This window comes from Streptomyces sp. NPDC008313, assembly GCF_042956125.1.
GTDB lineage: Bacteria > Actinomycetota > Actinomycetes > Streptomycetales > Streptomycetaceae > Streptomyces.
In genome coordinates this window covers 170,449-190,790 of record NZ_JBIBFR010000008.1, presented here as the reverse complement: position 1 = coordinate 190,790, position 20,342 = coordinate 170,449, and the positions used below count along the sequence as shown (strand labels likewise).

The following is a 20,342-nucleotide window of genomic DNA, read 5'->3' as shown; positions in this document are numbered from 1 at the left end:
GGCCACCCCCAGCACAGGCTCGCGGCTGCTGACTTCGTGCTCGCGTACGGAACCGCGGGCCCTACTTCGTGATCCCGCACGAATCCGTGCCGCCCGCACGCCCCCTACGTTCACGGCATGTCGAAACTCAACGAAATTCAGACGTGGTGGGAGCAACAGCTGCCTGAACTGCTCACCCGGTACGACGTGCCGGGCGCCGCGGTCGCGGTGGACCTGAGGGGAGAGGTCGCGGACTTCGGCGCCGGGGTGCTGAGCCTCTCGACCGGGGTGGAGGTGAACACCGACACCCTCTTCCAGATCGGCTCCATCACGAAGCTGTGGACGGCGACGCTGGTGATGCAGCTCGTCGACGAGGGCCTTGTCGACCTCGACGCGCCGGTGCGCAGCCGGCTGCCGGAGTTCCGTATCGCCGACGAGAGCGCTGCGGCGGCGATCACCGTGAGGCAACTGCTCAGCCACACGGCCGGGTTCGAAGGCGACATCTTCACGGACACGGGCAAGGACGACGACTGTGTGGAGAAGTACGTCGCCACACTGGGTGACACCCCGCAGCTCTTCTCCCCGGGGCGGTTGTTCTCGTACAACAACGCCGGCTACTGCGTGCTGGGCCGGCTGGTCGAGGCGGTGCGCGGCAAGCCTTACGGTGCCTGTCTGCGTGACCACCTGTTCGGCCCGCTCGGCCTCACCCACGCCGCGTGCGGACCGGACGAGGCGATCCTGTACCGGGCCGCGGTCGGGCACATGCAGCCGTCCCCCGGGGACGCCTTCCAGCCCGCTCCCGTTTGGTCCCTCGCCCCGTCGAACGCCCCCGCGGGCTCGATGCTGGCCATGCGTCCGCGGGACCTGCTGGCCTTCGCCCGGATGCACCTCGACGGCGGCACGGCCGCCGACGGCACCACCGTGCTGAGCGAGGCCACGGCGAAGACCATGCGGGAGCGGCAGGTGGAGGTGCCCCGCCTCGGTGTGCTCGGTGACGCGTGGGGCCTGGGCTGGGAGATCTTCGACGGCGCCGGCACCGGCATGGTCGGGCACGACGGCACCACGATCGGACAGGCGTCCTTCCTGCGACTGGTGCCCGAACACGGCCTCGCCGTCACCCTGCTCACCAACGGCGGCGATCCCGTCGGCCTCTACCGCGAGGTCGTGGGGCACGTGCTGCGGGAGCTGGCCGGTGTCGACCTCCCCCCGCTGCCCGCACCCCCGGCCGACCCCCGACCCGTCGACGCCGGCCGCTACACCGGCGCCTACGGCTCGAGTCTGTTCGACAACACCGTCACCCAGGACGACGACGGCCGGATCTGGGTCACGTGTGTCCCCAAGGGACTCGCCGCCGAGATGGGCGCGGAGACCACCACGTCCGAGCTGGTCGCCTTCGAGGGCGACACGCTGATCGCCAAGGAGCCGGAGCGCGGATTCCACCAGCCGTACGCCTTCGTCGGCGGCGCCCCCGACGGCCCCGCGCAGTTCCTGCACACCGGCAGGGCAGACCGCCGCACGGCGGAGTGACCACCCGGGCCGGTGGTCAGCGCCGGCCCGTCCGACCCTTCTGCGGGAGGCACCATGAAACACACGTGGACGGCGGTCGCGACGACCGGCGCGCTGGCGCTCGCTCTGACCGCGTGCGGCGGCTCCGACGGCGGCAGCACGTCCGGCAAGCCGGTCGAGGGCGGGACCTTCACCCTCGCCCTCCCCGCCGACCCCGGCAATCTCGACCCGCACGCGACCACACTCTCCGTCGCGGGCCAGGTCGACGCCTTCATGTACGACTCACTCGTGGCCATCGACACCTCGGGCAAGGAGGTCCCCAGGCTGGCCCGCTCCTGGAAGAGCACGTCGACGACCGCGAGTTACACCCTGCGCGAGGGGGTCACCTGCTCCGACGGCACCCCGCTCACCGCGACCGTCGTCGCCGACAACATCAACTACGTCGCGAACCCGAAGAACGGGTCGAGCGTGACCGGCCTGTACGTACCCGCCGGAGCGAAGGCGGAGGCCGACGACGCGGCAAGGACCGTCACCGTGACCTCGCCGAGCCCCGACGCGTTCCTCGGCCGCAACATCGGCGGCCTGGCCATCGTGTGCGGCAAGGGTCTCAAGGACCGTTCGGTCCTCAAGCAGGGCGGCTCGGGCACCGGAATGTTCACGCTCACCCAGGCCGTCGCCGACGACCACTACACCTTCACCCGCCGCAAGGACTACGCGTGGGGCCCCGGTGACTGGAAGACCGGTGCCAAGGGGCTACCCGACACGGTGGTGCTGAAGGTCGTCCGCAACGAGGCCACCGCGGCCAACCTGCTGCTCGCCAAGCTGGTCAACGCGGCCGTGATCACCGGGCAGGACAAGGCCCGGGTGGAAGCCAGGCACGGCTTCAAGCGCTCGATGCAAACTCCGGTGGGCCAACTGTGGTTCAACGAGAAGAACGGCGAACCGACCGCCGACCCCGAGGTCAGGCGCGCGCTCACCGAGGCCCTCGACCTGAAGCAGCTGCGCACGGTGGTCACCAACGACGGTGGCACACCGGCCGCCGGCCTGGTCGCCGAGGGGCAGACACCCTGCAGCCAGGACACCCTCAAGGGCAACCTGCCGGAGTACGACGCGGCGGCCGCCGCGGCGGCCCTGGAGGCACGCGGCTGGAAGGCGGGATCCGGCGGCGTCCGGCAGAAGGGCGGGAAGAAGCTCGCCCTGACCTTCTACTACCCGACCAGCCGCGGCGCCCCGATGCAGAACGCCGCCGAACTGCTGCGCTCCTTCTGGAAGGAGGCCGGTGTGAAGGTCACCCTGCGGGGCGCGGCCGACAGCCAGTTCGACCAGGTCATCTCCGGCGAGGGTTCGTGGGACGCGCTGTTCCTGCCGCTGACGGTCACCCTGCCCACCCAGATCGTGCCCTTCGTCTCGGGTCCCACCCCGCCCCACGGCAACAACTTCGGCTACATCGACAACGCCGAGTACACCGCCCATGTCAAAGCCGCCTCGGCTCTCCCCGGCGCGAAGGGCTGCGACGAGTGGGCCGCCGCCGAGAAGGCACTGTTCGAGCGAGCCGACGTCGTGCCCTTCGCCGACCTGGTCACACCGACGTTCGGCAACGGCGCGACCTTCGACCTCGTCGACGGCGCCATCGCCCCGACCTCGATCCGCATGGTCGGATGACCGGCCGGCCGTCCCCCGAGGCACCTGCCCATGAACGCACACGGATGAAGGCGCACAGATGAAGGCGCAGACGGCCGACGGGCTCCTGGCCGGCCCCGGCACCCGGCAGGCGGGAACCCCGCCCCGCCTGGCCCGCGGCCTGGTGGAGCACCCCTGGGTGCGCTTCGCGGCACGCCGCCTGAGCAGGCTGGTGGCGTCGCTGTGGGTGCTGGTCACGATCGCGTTCCTGATGATCCATCTCATTCCGGGCGACCCCGTGCGGGGCGCGCTCGGGATGACGGCCTCGCAGCAGGTGGTGGATGCGCGCCGGGAGCAACTGGGCCTGAACGAACCGCTGATGACCCAGTACGTGCGCTTCCTGCGGGATCTGGCCGGGGGCGACCTGGGCGCCTCGGTGACCAGCGGCCTCCCGGTGTCACAGGTGATCGGCGACCGGCTGCCGGCCACCGTCGCCCTCGCCGTGGCCTCCTTCCTGCTGGCGGTGCTCCTTTCCGTGCCGTTCGGCCTGGGGGCGGCCGTGCTGACACGCGGCGGCCGTCGTCACCGTACGGAGCTGGCCTTCACCACGACCAGCGTCCTGGTGGCCACGGTCCCGGAGTTCCTGCTCGCCGTCGGTCTCGTCTGGGTGTTCGGCGTAGAGCTGGGCTGGTTCCCCGTGGCGGGCCGGAGCGGCGGCGCCTCCTATGTGCTGCCGGTGGTGTCGCTGGCCGCCGGGCCGGCGGCGGTACTGGCCCGCATCGTCCGGATCGAGATGCTGTCGGTGCTGCACACGGACTACATCCGCACCGCACGGGCCAAACGCCTGCCACCGCGCAGGCTCTATCTGCGGCATGCCCTGCCCAACGCCGTGACCGCCACCCTCACCATCGGCGGCCTGCTGCTGAGCAGCCTGGTGGCCGGCACGGTGCTGGTGGAGAACGTCTTCGCGTGGCCGGGTCTGGGAAGCACCATCGTCCAGTCGATCCTCACCAAGGACTATCCCGTCGTACAGGGCGTCGTCCTGGTCTACGGCACGGGTGTCCTCCTGGTGAACCTCGCGGTCGATGTCGCCCTGGCCCTGCTCGACCCCCGTTCCACGATCCGGGAGAGCTGACCGATGGCGGTGGAACACCGGGCCCCGAAGGCCGGCGAGGGAAACGAGACCCATAACGGAACCGGGGACGGAGGTGTCTTCCAGCGTCCGGGCGGCGACCGGTGGCTGGGCGTGCTGCGCTCCCCGCTGGGCCTCTGCGCGGCCGGCCTCCTGCTGCTCGTGCTGCTGCTGGCGGCGTTCGGCCCGCTGCTGTGGTCCGGCCGGGCCGATGCCATCGACACCGGCCGACTGCTCCAGGGGTCCTCCGCCCGCCACTGGATGGGCACCGACAGCCTCGGACGCGACGTGTTCTTCCGCGTCCTGGTCGCCACCCGGCTGTCGGTCGTTCTGGCGCTGCTGGCCACGCTGCTCGGGGTGGTGACCGGCCTGGTGCTCGGCACGGCGCCGGCCCTGCTGGGGCGCCGTGCCGGACGCGTGGTGACGGCGGTGGTGAACGTCGCGGTGGCCTTCCCCGGGCTGCTGCTCGCCCTGTTCTTCGCCGTCGTGTTCGGGGTGGGCGCCAAGGGTGCGGTACTGGCCATCGGCTTCGCGACGGCACCCGGCTTCGCCCGGCTCACCCAGACGCTGGTGGCGTCGGTCGACGAGCGGGACTTCGTCCGCGCGGCTCACGTCGCCGGGGTCGGCAGGATGCGGGTCCTCACCCGCCACGTCCTGCCGAACATCGCCGAACCCCTGATCGTCAACGCCACCATCGGTGCCGGCGGCTCTCTGCTGGCCTTCTCGGGACTGTCGTTCCTGGGGCTGGGCGTCCAGGCGCCGTCGTACGACTGGGGGCGGCTGCTCGGTGAGGGTCTCAACGGCATCTACACCCACCCCGCCGCGGCCCTGGCGCCCGGCGTCGCCGTGGTGATCGCCGGGCTGGCCTTCAACCTCACGGGTGAGGCCGTCGCGAAGGCCGTCGGTGTCCCCACCGCGCGCGGCACCCATGTTCCGCCCGCCGCCGCCCCGGCGCCGTCCGTACCGCACCACACCGCGGAGTCCGGCGAGGAGCCGGTGCTGGTGGTGGAGGGGCTGCGGGTGAGCTTCCCCGGGGCCCGCGGCCCGGTCACCGCGGTACGTGGTGTCGGCTTCAGCGTCGGCCGGGGGGAGTCGGTGGGCGTCGTGGGGGAATCGGGGTCCGGCAAGAGCCTCACCGCACTCGCCGTGAGCCGGCTGGTCGAGCACCCGGGCGTCGTGGGCGCCGACCGCCTGGAGTTCCTCGGGACCTCCCTGCTCTCCCCCGGCGAGGGCGGTGCGGCCATGCGGACCCTGCTGGGGACATCCCTCGCGATGGTCTTCCAGGACCCCATGACCTCCTTCAACCCGGCCATGCGGATCGGCAGGCAACTCGCCGAAGTGGCCGAGCAGCACCTGGGGCTGAACCGGCGTGAGGCACTGTCGCGGGCCGTGGAACGGCTGCGCGAGGTACGCGTGCCGGCGGCACAGCGGCGGGCGGCGCAGTACCCGCACGAGTTCTCCGGCGGGATGCGCCAGCGCGCGATGATCGGTCTGGGGCTGATGGGCAGTCCCACGCTGATCATCGCCGACGAGCCCACGACCGCGCTGGACGTCACGGTGCAGCGGCAGGTGCTGAGCCTGCTGGGGCGCATCCGCGCGGCGGACGGCGTGGCGCTCCTGCTGATCAGCCATGACATCAACGTGGTGGCGCAGACCTGCGACCGGGTCCTGGTCATGTACGCGGGCCGCGTCGTGGAGGAGCTGCCCTCGGACCGGCTGCTCACCGCGGCCCGGCATCCCTACACCCGTGCGCTCATCGCCACCGTGCCCCATATGGAGACCGACCTGGACCGGCCGCTCGTGGTCATCCCGGGCCGTCCTGTCACACCGGAGAGGGTCCCGGACGGCTGCGCCTTCGCGGCGCGTTGCCCTGTCGCGACGGACCGGTGTCGCACGGACGACCCACCCCTACGGGTGAGCGAGCCGGGCCACCGGGTCGCCTGCTGGTATCCGCAGACCGGTCCAGCCGCGCCGTCAGGGGACGAACAGCCTGCCGGGCCCGCCGGCGGAAAGGACGAACGGCCGTGAGCGAGCTGCGATTCGAAGGCGTCACCGTGCGCTACGGCACGGGGCGCAGGGCGGTGAGTGCCGTGGACGCCGTGCATCTGACCGTGCCCTCGGGGCAGGTGGTCGGCCTGGTAGGGGAGTCCGGGTCCGGCAAGTCGACCCTGGCCCGTGCGGCGGTCGGCCTCGCGCCGCTCGCCGCCGGGCGGGTGCTGCTCGACGGCGAGGAGGTGAACCACCGCACGCCGCGCGGGGCGCACAGGCCGCTGCACATGGTCTTCCAGGATCCGTACGCCTCGCTGGACCCCAGAATGCGGGTCGGCGACTCGGTGGCCGAGGCCATCCCGCGCGGCAGCCTCGCCGGCGCCGCGGAACGCCGCACCGAGGTCGCCCGGCTGTTCGACCTGGTCGGCCTCGACGCGGGGCACGCCGCCGTCCGGCCCGCCGAACTGTCCGGCGGACAGCGCCAGCGGGTCGCCCTCGCACGGGCGCTGGCAGGACGGCCCTCGGTGGTCGTCGCAGACGAGATCACCTCGGCGCTGGACGTGTCCATCCAGGGCACCGTGCTCAACCTCGTGCGTGACCTCCAGCGGGAGATGCGGCTGGGCATGCTGTTCATCTCGCACAATCTCGCGGTGGTGCGCTACGTCAGCGACATCATCGCGGTGATGTACCTGGGCCGCATCGTCGAGTGCGGCCCCGCTCACGAGGTGCTGGCCGACCCACAGCACCCGTACACCCGCGAACTGCTGGCGGCCGCGCCCCAGCGGGACGGGTACGCGTGGGAGACCGCAGGGCAGGCGGACGGCACCGTCACGGACGTCGAACCGCCCGACCCGCACCATGTGCCGACCGGATGCCGCTTCCACCCGCGCTGCCCCGTGGGGCCGTCGGTGCGGCCGGAGCGCACGGACTGCCTGACCCTGGACCCCTCTTCGGGTACCGGAGGCCATCGGCATGTCGCCGCCTGCCACTTCGCCACCCGTCGGCCGGATCTGCCGGATCTGCCGGACGGGACGGACCGGTCTCCTACCAAGAGGTGAACACGTCCTGCTCCCCCAGCCCTTCAGCATTTCGCACCCCCACGCGAGTAAGGAGTGACACCCATGACCCGGCCCTTGCGCCTCGAGGACCTCGCCGACGTGGCGACACCGGAGCAGCCGACGCTGTCCCCGGACGGCGAACGGATCGTGTATGTGCTGCGCACCAGTGACCTGGACACCGACCGGGCCGTTCGCACCCTCTGGCTGGTGCCCCGGACCGGCGGCGCCGCCCGGCAGCTGACCCGCGGCGGCGACGACCAGGCGCCGGACTGGTCCCCGGACGGGGCCCGCGTCGCGTTCCTGCGTGCGGGCGACGGTCCGGCGCAACTGTGGCAGATGCCCGTCGACGGTGGTGAGGGCTCTCAGCTCACCTGGCTGCCGCTCGGCGCCGGCGCACCCGTGTGGAGCCCGGACGGCACGCGGATCGCGTTCACCGCACCGGTCGACATCGCGGCCGGACCGCGGACGCACGCCCCGGGGGCCCCCGGCCTGCCGGTGGTCGCCGACCGGCTCGACTACCAGGCCGACGGAACCGGTCTGGTCGGTACGATCCGCCGGCACCTGCACGTCCTCGATCCCGGCACCGGTCACTGCCGTCAGGTCACCGACGGGGACTGGCACGCTTCGCCGCCGGCCTGGTCACCGGACGGCACCCGGCTGGCCTTCACCGCCGCGACGGCGCCACGGGCCGACCTGACCGCCGACGCCACGGCCCACGTGATCGCCGCACAGGAAACCGGTGCGGTGCCGATGCGGGTCGGACCGACCGAGGGCCGGGCCCTCAGCGCCGGGTGGACGGCGGACGGTGACGCGCTGCTGGTCGTCGGCCACATCGGGAGTCCGGTCGGCCATGCGGGGCTGCTGCACGTCCCTCTGGACCACGACTCGGGTGAGGGTGTCACGGACCTCGCCTCCGCGCTCGACCGCAATGTGATGCCCGGCGGCCCCGGATACCCCGGCGCGCTGCCCCAACTCACCGACGACGGGCGCACCGTGCTGTTCTGCGTCCGCGACCGCGGCTGCACGCACGTGTACGCGGCCGACCTCGACGGCGGCGCGGACGGACACCGGCCCCGCCTCGTGCTCGGCGGCGCCGGGCGTGAGGTGTCGGGCATGGCCGTCCGAGGCGGCACGGCGGCGCTCGTCCTCGGCACGCCCACGTCCTTCGGCGAGATCGTCGCCCTCGACCTCGCCTCGGGCGCCGAGACCGTGTGCACCGCGCACGGCGCGGCCCTGGACGGCGTCGAGCTGTTCCCGCGTGTGGAGCAGGAGTTCACGATCTCCGACGGCACCGTGGTGCAGGGCTGGCTGATCAGCGACCTGGAGAACGGGAACGGCTCGCCGCGTCCTCTGCTGCTCGACATCCACGGCGGGCCGCACAACGCGTGGAACGGCGCCGCCGACCGTGTGCACCTCTACCACCAGACACTCGCCGCCCGCGGCTGGAACGTACTCCTTCTCAACCCGCGGGGCAGTGACGGCTACGGCGCACGCTTCTTCGACGCCATCCACGGCGCGTGGGGCCTGGCCGACGCGAAGGACTTCCTGGAACCCTTGGACGCGCTGGTCGCCGAGGGCATCGCCGATCCCGGCCGCCTCGCGGTCGCCGGGTACAGCTACGGCGGCTACATGACCTGCTACCTGACCGGCCACGACGACCGGTTCGCCGCGGCGGTCGCGGGCGGCGTCGTCAGCGACCTCGCCGGCATGGCCGGTTCCGCCGAGGACGGGCACTTCCTCGCCACGTACGAACTGGACGGACCGCCCTGGGCCCGGCCCGAGCAGTACGCGGCCATGTCACCCCTGACCCGGGTGGACCAGGTCCGCACCCCCACGCTGGTGTTCCACGGCGCACAGGACCTCATCTGCCCGGTGGTGCAGGCCTATCAGTGGCACACCGCCCTGCACGAGCGCGGCGTACCGACCCAGCTGGTTCTGTATCCGGGCGGTTCGCACATGTTCATACTGGACGGCCCGCCGTCGCACCTGCTCGACGTCAACCGCAGGGTCGCCGAGTGGGTGGAACGCTACGCCGGCGACCCCGCGGGCCCGGCCCGGCCACCGATCGACACCGCGCACTGGCAGCGGCGGCTCACCGCCCTGGCCGAGCGGCATCACGTGCCCGGAGCGGCCCTGGGCATCCTGCGGACACGTCCGGACGAGGACGGCGCAGGGCACGACGAGCTCGTCGAGGCGGCCCACGGTGTGCTCAACACGGACACGGGGGTGCCGACGACCACCGACTCGCTCTTCCAGATCGGCTCCATCACGAAGGTCTGGACGGCCACCCTGGTCATGCAGCTGGTCGACTCGGGGCTGCTCGACCTCGACGCACCGCTCACCGCGGTGCTGCCCGAGCTGCGCCTGGCCGACCCGCAGGCCACGAAGGCCGTGACGATGCGGCACCTGCTGACCCACACCAGTGGCATCGACGGGGACGTCTTCACCGACACCGGACGCGGCGACGACTGCCTGGAGAAGTACGTCGCCGCTCTGGCGGACGTGGCACAGAACCACCCGCTCGGCACCACCTGGTCGTACTGCAACGCCGGATTCTCGCTCATGGGCCGGGTCGTGGAGAAACTCACCGGTACCACCTGGGACGAGGCGATGCGCGAGCGGATCTTCACCCCGCTCGGGCTGCGGCACACCGTGACCCTGCCCGAGGAGGCGCTGCTGCACCGGGCCGCCGTGGGCCACACGGCACGCGACGGCGGCGTTCCGGAGGTGGCACCGGTGTGGGGCCTGCCCCGCTCACTCGGACCGGCCGGGCTCATCACCTCCACGACCGCCGACGTGCTGGCCTTCGCCCGCGCGCATCTGTGCGGCGGGCGCACCGCCCACGGCGGCCGTGTGCTCAGCGAGGCCGGCACCGCGGCGATGGCCGACGGACACGCCGTGCTTCCGGACCCGTACACGCTCGGCGACTCCTGGGGCCTGGGCTGGAGCCGTTCCACCTGGGACGGCCGACTCGTCCTCGGCCACGACGGCAACACCATCGGCCAGTCCGCCTTCCTCCGTCTGCTGCCCGACCAGGGACTCGCGGTCGTGCTGCTCACCAACGGCGACGGCGGCCGCGACCTGTACGCGGATCTCTTCGGCGAGATCCTCGCGGAGCTCGCGGACGTCGACATGCCGCGCACCCCGGCCCCCCCGCCCTGTCCTCCGTCCGTCGACGTCCGTCGGCACACCGGCGTCTACGAACGGGCGGGGGCACGGATCGAGGTGCTGGAGGGGGACGGCGGCGCTGTGCTGCGCACCACGGTCACGGGCGCGCTCGCCGCTCTGGTCCCCGACCCCGTCAAGGAGTACCCCATGATCCCCGTCGACGACTCCGGTGATCTCTTCGCCGTCCGGGAACCGGACAGCCAGACCTGGCAGCCGGTGGTCTTCTACGCCCTGCCGAGCGGTGAGCGGTACGTGCACCACCAGGTGCGCGCCACCCCGAAGGCGGGCTCGTGATGGCCGGCCCGGGGCTGGTCGCGCACATGACGGAGGCGCTGCCCCGGATGCTCGCCGACCTCGAAACGCTCGTCAGCTGCGAATCGCCGTCCGCCGACCTCGACGCGGTCGCGGCGAGTGCCGACGTGGTGGCGGAAGTGGGGACGGCCCGGCTCGGTGTCCGGCCGGAGCGGATCGTCATCGAGGGGCGCACCCATCTGCGGTGGCGGCTGGGCGACGCGCCGAGGCGGGTGCTGCTGCTCGGGCACCATGACACGGTGTGGCCGATCGGCTCGCTGCTCAGCCACCCCTTCAGCATCGTCGACGGCCTGATACGCGGTCCCGGCTGCTTCGACATGAAGGCCGGGCTGGTCATGGCCTTCCACGCCGCCGCGGCCCTGCCCGACCCGTCGGGTGTCACCATCCTGGTCACCGGCGACGAGGAGATGGGCTCGCCGACATCGCGCCGCCTGGTGGAGGAGGAGGCGTCCGGCTGCGCGGCGGCGCTGGTGCTGGAGGCGTCCGCGGACGGGGGCGCGCTCAAGACCGGGCGCAAGGGTGTGTCGTTGTACGAGGTCGCTGTGCGCGGCCGCGCCGCCCACGCCGGGCTGGAACCGGAACGCGGTGTCAACGCCACCGTCGAACTGGCCCATCAGGTCCTCGCGGTCAGCGCTCTGCCCGATCCCGGGCGCGGTACGACGGTGACCCCGACCCTGCTGACCTCCGGTAACACCACGAACACCGTTCCCGACGCCGGACGATTCGCGGTCGACGTACGGGTGCGCGACGTGGCCGAGCAGTCCCGGGTGGACCGCGCGATGCGGGCGCTGCGAGCGGTCCTGCCCGGTTCCCGGCTGGAGATCGGCGGCGGCCCCAACCGCCCGCCGCTGGAGCGCGACGCCTCCGCGGCGCTCTTCGCCCGCGCCGTCGCCGTGGCGGGCCGGCTCGGCATGCCCGAGCCCGTCGGCGTGGCTGTCGGCGGCGCGTCCGACGGAAACCTCACCGCCGGCGTCGGTACTCCGACCCTGGACGGGCTCGGCGCCGTGGGCGGCGGAGCCCACGCCGACGACGAGCACGTCTTCGTCGCCGAACTGCCCCGCCGCAGCGCTCTCCTGGCCGCCCTGACGGCCGATCTGCTGGCCGGTCCGCCGCTCACCGACGCGCGCCAGGCGACCGAGTCCTCCGGGCCCCTCCAGGCAGACCGTCCATGACCGACTCCCCCACCGCAGGAGGCATCACGCCTGTGATCGACTCGAACCACCGCAGCAGGGACTCCGGTCACCGTGCCGCCGACGCCGCCGCCCTGGCCTCGGCAGCGGCCGAGGCGTCGGGAGTGCAGGTCCGGGAGGTGCGCGACGGCCGTGAACTCGACGCGATACAGGGCCTGTTCAACTTCGTCTGGCAGGCCTCGCCCGCGAGTCCGCTGATGACCGGTGAACTGCTGCGCGCCCTCGCGAAGTCGGGCAACTACATCGGCGGAGCCTTCGAGGGGAACGAACTGGTCGGCGCGAGTGTCGGCTTCTTCGGCGCCCCGGCGGAGGAGGCGGTCCACAGCCACATCGCCGGAGTGTCCAACGCGGCCCGCGGGCGCAGCGTCGGCTTCGCCCTCAAACTGCACCAGCGTGCCTGGTCGATGCAGCGGGGCGTGTCGGAGATCAGCTGGACCTACGACCCCCTGGTACGGCGCAACTCGTACTTCAACCTGGCCAAACTCGCCGCGCGGCCCGAGGAGTACCTGACCGACTTCTACGGCGACACGCACGACGGCATCAACGCGGGCGACGAGACCGACCGTCTGCTCGTGCGATGGCGACTGGACAGCGAGCCCGTCCGCGCGGCCTGCGCCGGTGAACCCGGACGGGCCGACGCCGACGCCGCCCGGGCGGCGGGCGCCGCGGTGGCCCTGGACAGCGGGCCGGGCGGGGCCCCGGTCCCCGGCACACTCGACGCCTCCACCCTGCTCGTCGCGGTCCCCCCGGACATCGAGCGGCTCCGCCTGACGACGCCGGACCAGGCGAGGGACTGGCGCTCGGCACTGCGTGAGGTCCTCGGCACACTGATGGCCGAGGGCGCCCGCGTCACCGGCTTCGACCGCTCCGGCTGGTACGTCGTACGGCGCTCCGGCGCCTTCGGTGTCGAGGACACCGGCCAGGACACCGGCCACGACGCCGGCGCGGAAGGCACTCGCACACACGGTTCTCCCCTGACAGGCAAGGAACAGCGATGAAGCTCACAGGTGTCGAACTACGGCACATTGAGATGCCCCTGGTGGCACCCTTCCGCACGTCCTTCGGGACCGCCACCAGCCGTGAGGCACTGCTGCTGCGCGTGGTCACCGACGAGGGCGAGGGATGGGGCGAGTGCGTGGCGATGGCGAGCCCGGTGTACTCCTCCGAGTACGCCGATGCCGCCGCCGACGTCCTGCGCCGCTTCCTCGTCCCGGCGCTCGCCGGTGCCGGCCGGATCGACGCCACGGCCGTGGCCCGGGTGCTCGCACCCTTCCAGGGCCACCGGATGGCCAAGGCGGCGCTGGAGATGGGCGTCCTGGACGCCGAACTGCGCGCCGAGGGGCGTCCGCTGGCCCGGGAACTCGGCGCGGTGCGGGACCGGGTGGCGTGTGGCGTCTCCGTCGGCATCATGGACTCCGTTCCCGCGTTGCTCGACAGCGTCGCCGGATACCTCGACGCCGGATACGTCCGCGTCAAGCTCAAGATCGAGCCCGGCTGGGACGTGGAGCCGGTCCGCGCGGTGCGCGAACGTTTCGGCGACGCCGTGGCGCTCCAGGTCGACGCCAACACCGCGTACACCCTGGCCGATGCCCGCCACCTGGCCCGCCTGGACCCCTTCGACCTGCTGCTGATCGAGCAGCCGCTGCCCGAGGAGGACATACTCGGCCACGCCGACCTGGCGCGGCTCATCCGCACACCGGTGTGCCTGGACGAGTCGATCACGTCGGCGCGCGCGGCGGCGGACGCGATCCGGCTGGGTGCCTGCGCGATCGTCAACATCAAGCCGGGCCGGGTCGGCGGCTATCTGGAGGCCCGGCGTATCCACGACGTCTGCCTCGCGCGGGGAGTGCCGGTGTGGTGCGGCGGGATGCTGGAGACCGGGCTGGGCAGGGCCGCGAACGTCGCCCTCGCCGCCCTTCCGGGCTTCACCCTGCCCGGCGACACCTCGGGCTCGGACCGCTACTACCGTACCGACATCACCGAACCGTTCGTCGTGAGCGACGGGCACCTCACGGTACCCACCCGACCCGGCATCGGCGTGGAGCCGCTGGAGGCCGAGCTCGCGGATGTCACCCGGCTCGTCGAGTGGATTCCCGGCCGGGACGGGTCGTGACCAGCGCCCTGTGCGCGGGCGGCTGGTTCGCGTGCGGGGCTTGCGCCGTCCGCGCCAGGTGTGGTGCTGTCTTGACTGAAGCCTCCGGGAGGCACCGTCCATGAACGTACACGGCGGTCTTGTCAGGGTCCTGCACAACCTTGGTGCCACCCTGCTCGATGTCGTCCACGCGGGCGCCCGCGACACCGAGGACATCGGCGGGGTCGTCATCCACGACCCGGTGGAGGACTCCACACCGCCGCGGCACGCCCTGGTCCTCGGCGTCGGGCTGCGTGAACCGGACGGCATCGCCCGCCTGCTCGGTGACCTGGGACGCAGGCACGCCGTCGCCCTGGTGGTACGCGCCCCGGTGCCACTGGACGCCAGGGTGGCGGCGGCGGCCGAGGCGTCGGGGGTCGGCGTCCTCGGGCTGACCCCCGGGGCGTCCTGGGTCCAGGTCTCCGCCATGATCCGCGCGGTTCTCGCCGAGGGCGACGTCGGCACGGACGGCCCCGAGACCCTGGGCGGCACCCTCTCCGGCGACCTGTTCGCCGTCGCCAACGCGATCGCCGCGCTGATCGACGCCCCCGTGACGATCGAGGACCGTCACTGGCGGGTGCTGGCCTTCTCGGGCCGGCAGCACGAGGCCGACGCCTCCCGGGCCGAGACGATCCTCGGCCGTCACGTCCCCGAGCGCTTCTCGCGGCAGCTCATCGCCCGCGGCGTCTTCCGCGACCTCTACGGTGGCAACCGGCTCGTCCGCATCCCGCCCCTGCGGGACGGCGCGGAGGGCGTCACCGTGCCGCGGGTCGCGGTCGCCGTCCGCGCGGGCGACGAGGCGATCGGGTCGATCTGGGCCGCGGTACGCGAACCCCTCAGCCCGGAGCGGTGCCTGGCGCTGCGCGACGCGGCCAAGATCGTCGCGCTCCACATGCTCCGGCTGAGGGCCGGTGCCGACGTCGAACGCAGGCTGCGCGCCGATCTGGTGAGCACCGCCCTCGAAGGGCGGGCCGGTGCGCGCGAGGCGCTGAGCAGACTCGGCCTGGCGGGCCGGCCGGTCGTGGTGCTGGCCCTCGCGCCGAGGGACGACGCGGGCGGCCTGCAAAGCCCCGGGGCGGACGCGGACGTGACCACCGAACGGGAGCACCTGGCCGACGCGTTCGCGATGCATCTCGGCGCGGTGCACCCGCACTGCGCCGCCTCCCTGCTCGGCGACACCGCCTACGGACTCGTCCCCGCCCAGCAGGACGGCGACGCCGGCGAGGAACGGGTGGTGCGTATCGCCGCCGACTTCCTCGACCGGGTCGGGTCGCGGACCGACGCGGTGATCGGCGTCGGCCCGGCCGGCCAGGACGCCGGCGGCCTCGCCCACGCGCGTTCCGGCGCCGACCGTGCCCTGCGCGCACTGCGCGCGGGAGGAACCGGGCGGCGGGTGGCCCGGCTCGCCGACGTACAGGTCGAGGCCCTCCTGTGCGAACTGCGCGACCTCGTCGCGGCCCGCGGCGACGAACTCACCGGCCCCATCGCCAAGCTGGCCGCGTACGACGAACGACGCGGTGCGCATCTCATCGAGACCCTGGGCGCCTGGCTGGACGCCTTCGGTGACGTCGGCACGGCGGCGGCGGCGGTGCACGTCCACCCGAACACGTTCCGCTACCGTCTGGGCCGCCTCACCGAGATCGGCGGCATCGACCTGGACAGCCCCGAGGCGCGCTTCGCCGCGATGCTGCAACTCCGCGTGCTCCCCCAGGCCCCGTCCGCGTAGGCGGTGCCCGGCCCCACGTGGCCGGCCTCACGCCCTCTTGCCCGTACGCCCTCATGTCCTGGGCTCGTGCGACTGCACCCGTGCGTGCGCCCGTGCGCCTGTACGACGAACTCGACGGGTGTCCGACCGCGTACGACCGCGCCGCTTCGGCGCCGCCCCATGGCGCCGACGCTCGGTCCGGACCGCCCCGTCGGTCCGGACCGACGCGGTGCCGGCCGGAGTACCGTGCCGACGAATCCGCCGCGCGTGCTCAGCCCTCCAGCAGCCGTTGCCCCACGTACTCGCCCTCCGCCGCCCGCCCGGCACCGCGAACAGTCCGCTGCGCGACACTCCCGCACGGGGCAGGCCGCCTTCGGGGACAGGGGGCGGGAAGGCCTGCGAAGGACGGGCCCGGGGCCCGTCGTCGTGGACCGGTCTGCCGTCGTGGGTCAGCTGAGGCGTGCCTTCTCGGTGGCGGCCTGCCCGACGAGCGGGCGGCTTTCCGGTGCCCGGACCTCGTGCCGGACCTCGTGCCGGACACCGGTGACTCCGACGGTGACGGTCACCCGCCGGCCCCAGGCCTCCTGGCACGTCTCGGTCCGGTCGGCGAGGAAGGCGACGATGTCCAGGCCACGCCCGCACTCGCCGGCCGCGGACGACACGGGCCGCGGCGTCGGGTCGCCGAAGTCCGTGACGTCGATCCGCAGGGTGTCGCCGACGAGGGCGAGGGCGACCGTCAGGTCGGACCGTCCGTGCCGTACGGCGTTGGTGGCCAGCTCACTCACGATGAGCACGGCCGCCTCGGACTTCTCGCTGGGGACTCCCCAGCGTGCCAGGACCGCGGCAGAGAAGCGGCGTGTCGCCCGGACACAGCGATCGCGCGCCGCCAGGGCGACCGCGGCCCGTCGGCCGACGGAGCCGCGGGACGCCGCGGTCTCCGCAGGGTCGGGAACGAAGGTTGCGGACATCGGAACACCTTTTCGAGGAGAGGGGTACTCACCGGCCGGGCACCTGAGACGACCGGGCAGAAGCCGGTCACCCGCATGGAGATCCGCCGCGCCGGGGACAGGCCGCGGAGTCGGCCGTCACGAAGCCGACGCACCCCCACCCCTGCGCCGCCGGGCCGCCCAGACGGCGGCCGCCGCACCGATCGCGGCGATTCCCGCCCCGATCGCGAGCGGCAGACCCATGGACGACCCCTCGTCCTCGTCGGCAGCCGTGTCGGCGGGCTTCGCCGCGACGGACGGCGGAGCGGCGCTTTCCCCGGTGCCCGACTTCGGGCTGTCGGCGGCCTCGCCGGGTGCCGGGCTCGCCTCGGGGTTGATGACGAGGACCGGTGCGGGGAATTCCGGCTCCTTCTTCCCGGTCTGTTCCTGGTTCCACGCGGCGATCGTGCCGTTGGAGTAGGTCTGCTCCGTGTCGAAGGTCAGGGAGTACCGGTCCGGTACGGGCCCGACCTTCACCGTGAAGGTCTGGCTGGCGGCCGGCTCGATCTCGTGCCCCGGCTCCGCCGTCCAGGCCACCTGGGAGCTCTTTCCGGCGGACCCGGTGACGGTCTTCTCCGTCCATCCGTCGAGCGCCGGCACCGAGGTGACGGAGATGTCGGACGGGACAGCTACCACGACGCGTACCGTGGTGGCGTCGGCCAGTTCACTGGGTACGCGGAACTGGAGCGTGGCGGGCTTGCCGGGGATGACGTCGCCGATGACCCGGACATGTGCTGCGGCGGGCCCGGCCAGGAGCAGGACCGCTCCCGCCGTTCCGGCGGCGGTGACGAACGGGGCGATGTGCCGTCGTGTGCGGCGGGACATGAGAACGTCCTCTCGGGTTGGTGTCGTCGGTGTCGGGGTGAGCGGTGGTCGCAGTACAGGAGGTCGGCGGTCTTCGCCGCGTGGCCGTGCAGGCTGCCCTGGGTGGTGAAGGCCTCCTTCTGGACCGGGGTCGCCTCGAGCGAGATGGTGTCCCGGTTCCGGTCGGCGACCCTTGTCGGTCCTGGTGTCGACCATGTGGACGGTGTTGCTCGTGACGCTCACGACGGCCGGCAGCCGGTGGTCCGGCGAGTGGGCCAGGTCGGGGGTCGGTGTTGCGGCTGTCAGCCGGAGGTGGACGGCGCCACGGGAACCCGGGTCACGACTCGTCCGTCCTCGTCCTCGACGATGAGGGCGGTGATGGTGTCCTTGCGCATGGCGGTGACCATGCGGGTGTCGACCGGTCCGTCGTCCACGGCCCGTACGGTGCCGCCGGCGAGGCGCGTGCCCTCGGCGTTGACGGTCATCATGCGATAGGTCTTCCCCGCCTCCAGCCCCGACAGGGCGACAGGAACCTCGGTGCCCCCGGGGCGTTCGACCATGCTTCCGTCACGGACCAGGACCACCGCCGCCGTCGTGGCGGGAGGTGGCTGGGTCTGGTCCAGCGTGAGCGGGACGGCGACCGCGGCCGCCGTGGCGAAGCCGGCCGCCACGCCCAGGGCGATCCGCCTGCCGTACCGGGGCCGCGGCCGGGGGCGGGGCCGGTCGTCGGCCCGCGCTCCGGCCACTTCACGGCGGATGCGGTCGCCCAGGTCCTTCGAGGGACGCTCGGGCGTGCCGAGCAGGCGCGTGTCGATCCAGCCGGCGAGCGGGTCGACCCGTCGCAGTGTCCGCACCACGTCGTCGGTCTCGGCGGCCTCGCGGGCGCAGTCCGGGCATTCTTCGAGATGCCGGGACAGTTCCTCCGGCAGGGGTGTTCCGAGCAGCAGGTGTTCGGTCAGCAGCGGGCGGAAGGGTGCGCATACCTTGTTCATGACGTGAGCCACCCGTTCTCTTCGAGGATGAGCCGCAGGGAACGCACGCCGTAGTACAGGCGGCTGCGCATGGTGGACGCCGGAACACCCAGTTCCTCGCCCAGTTCGGCGCAGGTACGGCCGCCGAAGTACACCTCCACCACCGCCTCCCTGTGCTGCGGGCTCAGACGTTCCAGTGCCTCCCCGAGCTGGATCCGCTCGAGAAGCTGATCAACGGGGTCGAACGCCGAGGACGACTCGGACACGGCGTCCCACGAGGAGAAGCCGGTCCCCTCACGGACCTTGCGCCGCCGCATGGCGTCCACCACCGCGTTCCGGGCGATGGCGAACAGCCAGGTCCGCATGGACCCCTGACCCGGGTCGTAACCGCGGGGCGACTTCCAGGCCCGGACGAAAGTCTCCTGGACGACGTCCTCGGCGAGCTGCCGGTCATCCAGCGCCTTGAACGCGAACCCGAGAAGTTCACCGCCGTAGAGCTCGTAGGCGGCCTGCACCTCACGGTCGGTGCGCAGTGCGGCCGGCTCCGCGTCCCTCGACCCGAACCGTCCACGCAACCACTTCACAGGGCTACCGCTCACCGACACGGCCGCCCGCATCCCATTCCCCGCACGCTGTCATGGTGCTTTCCATTCCCGGAGACGACGTGTTCACCAGGGGATACGCAGACCCCGCCACGTGTGTTGAAGAGAGCGAGAAAGAATTGCCGCCCCCGCGCGACCCCGTCTCCTTCCACGAACCGACCGGTTGTCGTCGAGCATTCCATAATCGATTATTCATCCCGCCGTCTATGCTGGCCGCATGACACAGACGGCCGCCTCCGCCGCCTCGACGGGAAAACAGATGCTTTCCGAGCAGGTCTACACACACCTGCGGGACGCGATCATGCGCGGCGACCGCTCCCCCGGCGAGGCCCTCAAGCCGCAGGACCTCGCCAGGCAACAGGGCGTGAGCCTGGCCGTCGTGCGCGAGGCACTCGTACGGCTGGTCGGCGACGGCCTCGCCGACCGGCTCCCCAACCGCGGCTTCGCCGTCCCGGCCTTCTCCGACCGGCGCTGGCAGGAGATCGCCGAGGCCCGCCGCACCGTCGAACCGGTCATGCTGCGCATGTCGATCGAGCGCGGCGACATCGACTGGGAGGCCCGCGTACGAGCCGCACACCACCGTCTGGCCCGCACTCCGGTGTACACACCGGAAGAGAGCAAGCACTACAGCGGAGCCTGGTCCGAGGCCCACCGGGCCTTCCACCGCATCCTGCTGGAGGGCTGCGGCAACCCCGTCCTGCTGGAGACCTTCGACCGGCTGTGGACCGCGAGCGAGCTGGCCCGCCGCTGGTCGGCGCACCGCAATCCAGGCCGGGACGGCGCCGACGAACACCGCCGGCTCGAGGAGGCCGCGCTGGCCCGCGACGCCGACACGGCGGCTGAGGTACTGGCCCGGCACCTCACCCTGACCGCGGCCGTACTGACCGGCTCCGCCCGCCACGAACCGGGGTAGCGAGGAACGTTCACGATGGCCGCCCGGCCTCCGCCGTCACGGCGTCGCCAAGTAGCCGTGCGGGTGCCGGCCCTTGATCGTCTGGTCCGGGCACCCCTCCAGCCACGCCCTCCGTCCGGCGGGAACGACAGAGGGCGCGGCTGGTCCACCGGCCTGTGACGGGGGAGCTACCGACCGGCGGATCCGGATCAGCGCCTCACGTCCGCTGAGGCGCTGAACTGCCATGATCATAATGAGGCGACCTTGTCGGTTACTTGTCGTCCGCAGGTGCCTCAC

At 72.6% G+C, this 20,342-nt stretch carries 15 protein-coding genes; 11 read left to right on the top strand and 4 right to left on the bottom strand.

What is annotated here, in order from left to right; all coding sequences use genetic code 11:
- Positions 1-117 precede the first annotated feature (117 nt).
- From ACFY93_RS13175 to ACFY93_RS13130, 10 genes are all read left to right on the top strand, one after another.
- Positions 118-1,506 carry a serine hydrolase gene (locus ACFY93_RS13175; protein WP_391357146.1) on the top strand — a complete coding sequence of 463 codons (1,389 nt, stop codon included), beginning with the start codon at positions 118-120 and terminating at the stop codon, positions 1,504-1,506.
- A gap of 54 nt (positions 1,507-1,560) precedes the next feature.
- Positions 1,561-3,147, top strand: coding sequence for an ABC transporter substrate-binding protein (locus ACFY93_RS13170; RefSeq protein WP_391357144.1), 1,587 nt, complete (start codon positions 1,561-1,563; stop codon positions 3,145-3,147).
- A 58-nt stretch (positions 3,148-3,205) separates the two neighbouring features.
- The gene (locus ACFY93_RS13165) at positions 3,206-4,240 is read left to right on the top strand and encodes an ABC transporter permease subunit (RefSeq protein ID WP_391357142.1); all 1,035 of its coding nucleotides are present in this window, start codon (positions 3,206-3,208) and stop codon (positions 4,238-4,240) included.
- Between the two features lie 3 nt (positions 4,241-4,243).
- Positions 4,244-6,265 (top strand): oligopeptide/dipeptide ABC transporter ATP-binding protein, encoded by a 2,022-nt coding sequence (locus ACFY93_RS13160; protein WP_391357139.1) that lies wholly within the window; start codon positions 4,244-4,246, stop codon positions 6,263-6,265.
- Positions 6,262-7,284 (top strand): oligopeptide/dipeptide ABC transporter ATP-binding protein, encoded by a 1,023-nt coding sequence (locus ACFY93_RS13155; protein WP_391357136.1) that lies wholly within the window; start codon positions 6,262-6,264, stop codon positions 7,282-7,284. The genes ACFY93_RS13160 and ACFY93_RS13155 overlap by 4 nt, the downstream gene beginning before the upstream one ends.
- A 63-nt stretch (positions 7,285-7,347) precedes the next feature.
- Positions 7,348-10,746, top strand: coding sequence for a serine hydrolase (locus ACFY93_RS13150; protein WP_391357133.1), 3,399 nt, complete (start codon positions 7,348-7,350; stop codon positions 10,744-10,746).
- Complete coding sequence (locus tag ACFY93_RS13145; RefSeq protein WP_391357130.1) at positions 10,746-11,936, top strand: M20/M25/M40 family metallo-hydrolase; 1,191 nt, start codon at positions 10,746-10,748, stop codon at positions 11,934-11,936. The genes ACFY93_RS13150 and ACFY93_RS13145 overlap by 1 nt, the downstream gene beginning before the upstream one ends.
- Positions 11,933-12,952, top strand: a complete 1,020-nt coding sequence (locus tag ACFY93_RS13140; protein WP_391357127.1) for a GNAT family N-acetyltransferase — start codon at positions 11,933-11,935, stop codon at positions 12,950-12,952. Before ACFY93_RS13145 ends, ACFY93_RS13140 begins: the two co-directional genes overlap by 4 nt.
- Complete coding sequence (gene menC / locus ACFY93_RS13135) at positions 12,949-14,067, top strand: o-succinylbenzoate synthase (RefSeq protein ID WP_391357124.1); 1,119 nt, start codon at positions 12,949-12,951, stop codon at positions 14,065-14,067. The genes ACFY93_RS13140 and menC overlap by 4 nt, the downstream gene beginning before the upstream one ends.
- Positions 14,068-14,167: 100 nt before the next feature.
- Positions 14,168-15,811 carry a helix-turn-helix domain-containing protein gene (locus tag ACFY93_RS13130; protein ID WP_391357122.1) on the top strand — a complete coding sequence of 548 codons (1,644 nt, stop codon included), beginning with the start codon at positions 14,168-14,170 and terminating at the stop codon, positions 15,809-15,811.
- A gap of 428 nt (positions 15,812-16,239) precedes the next feature.
- On the opposite strand, the gene ACFY93_RS13125 is transcribed toward ACFY93_RS13130, so the two are convergent.
- The 4 genes from ACFY93_RS13125 to ACFY93_RS13110 all read right to left on the bottom strand — a co-directional run bounded on the left by ACFY93_RS13125 (position 16,240) and on the right by ACFY93_RS13110 (position 19,135).
- Positions 16,240-16,758 carry an ATP-binding protein gene (locus tag ACFY93_RS13125; protein ID WP_391357119.1) on the bottom strand — a complete coding sequence of 173 codons (519 nt, stop codon included), beginning with the start codon at positions 16,756-16,758 and terminating at the stop codon, positions 16,240-16,242.
- Between the two features lie 117 nt (positions 16,759-16,875).
- The gene (locus tag ACFY93_RS13120) at positions 16,876-17,601 is read right to left on the bottom strand and encodes a DUF1775 domain-containing protein (RefSeq protein ID WP_391357116.1); all 726 of its coding nucleotides are present in this window, start codon (positions 17,599-17,601) and stop codon (positions 16,876-16,878) included.
- A 281-nt stretch (positions 17,602-17,882) separates the two neighbouring features.
- On the bottom strand, positions 17,883-18,572 hold the full coding sequence (locus ACFY93_RS13115) for a hypothetical protein (RefSeq protein WP_391357114.1): 690 nt from the start codon (positions 18,570-18,572) through the stop codon (positions 17,883-17,885).
- Entirely contained in the window at positions 18,569-19,135 is a 567-nt protein-coding gene (locus ACFY93_RS13110) for a sigma-70 family RNA polymerase sigma factor (RefSeq protein ID WP_391357111.1), read from the bottom strand. The genes ACFY93_RS13115 and ACFY93_RS13110 overlap by 4 nt, the downstream gene beginning before the upstream one ends.
- A gap of 235 nt (positions 19,136-19,370) precedes the next feature.
- On the opposite strand from ACFY93_RS13110, the gene ACFY93_RS13105 reads away from it, so the two are divergent.
- Positions 19,371-20,066 carry an FCD domain-containing protein gene (locus tag ACFY93_RS13105; protein WP_391357109.1) on the top strand — a complete coding sequence of 232 codons (696 nt, stop codon included), beginning with the start codon at positions 19,371-19,373 and terminating at the stop codon, positions 20,064-20,066.
- Positions 20,067-20,342 lie beyond the last annotated feature (276 nt).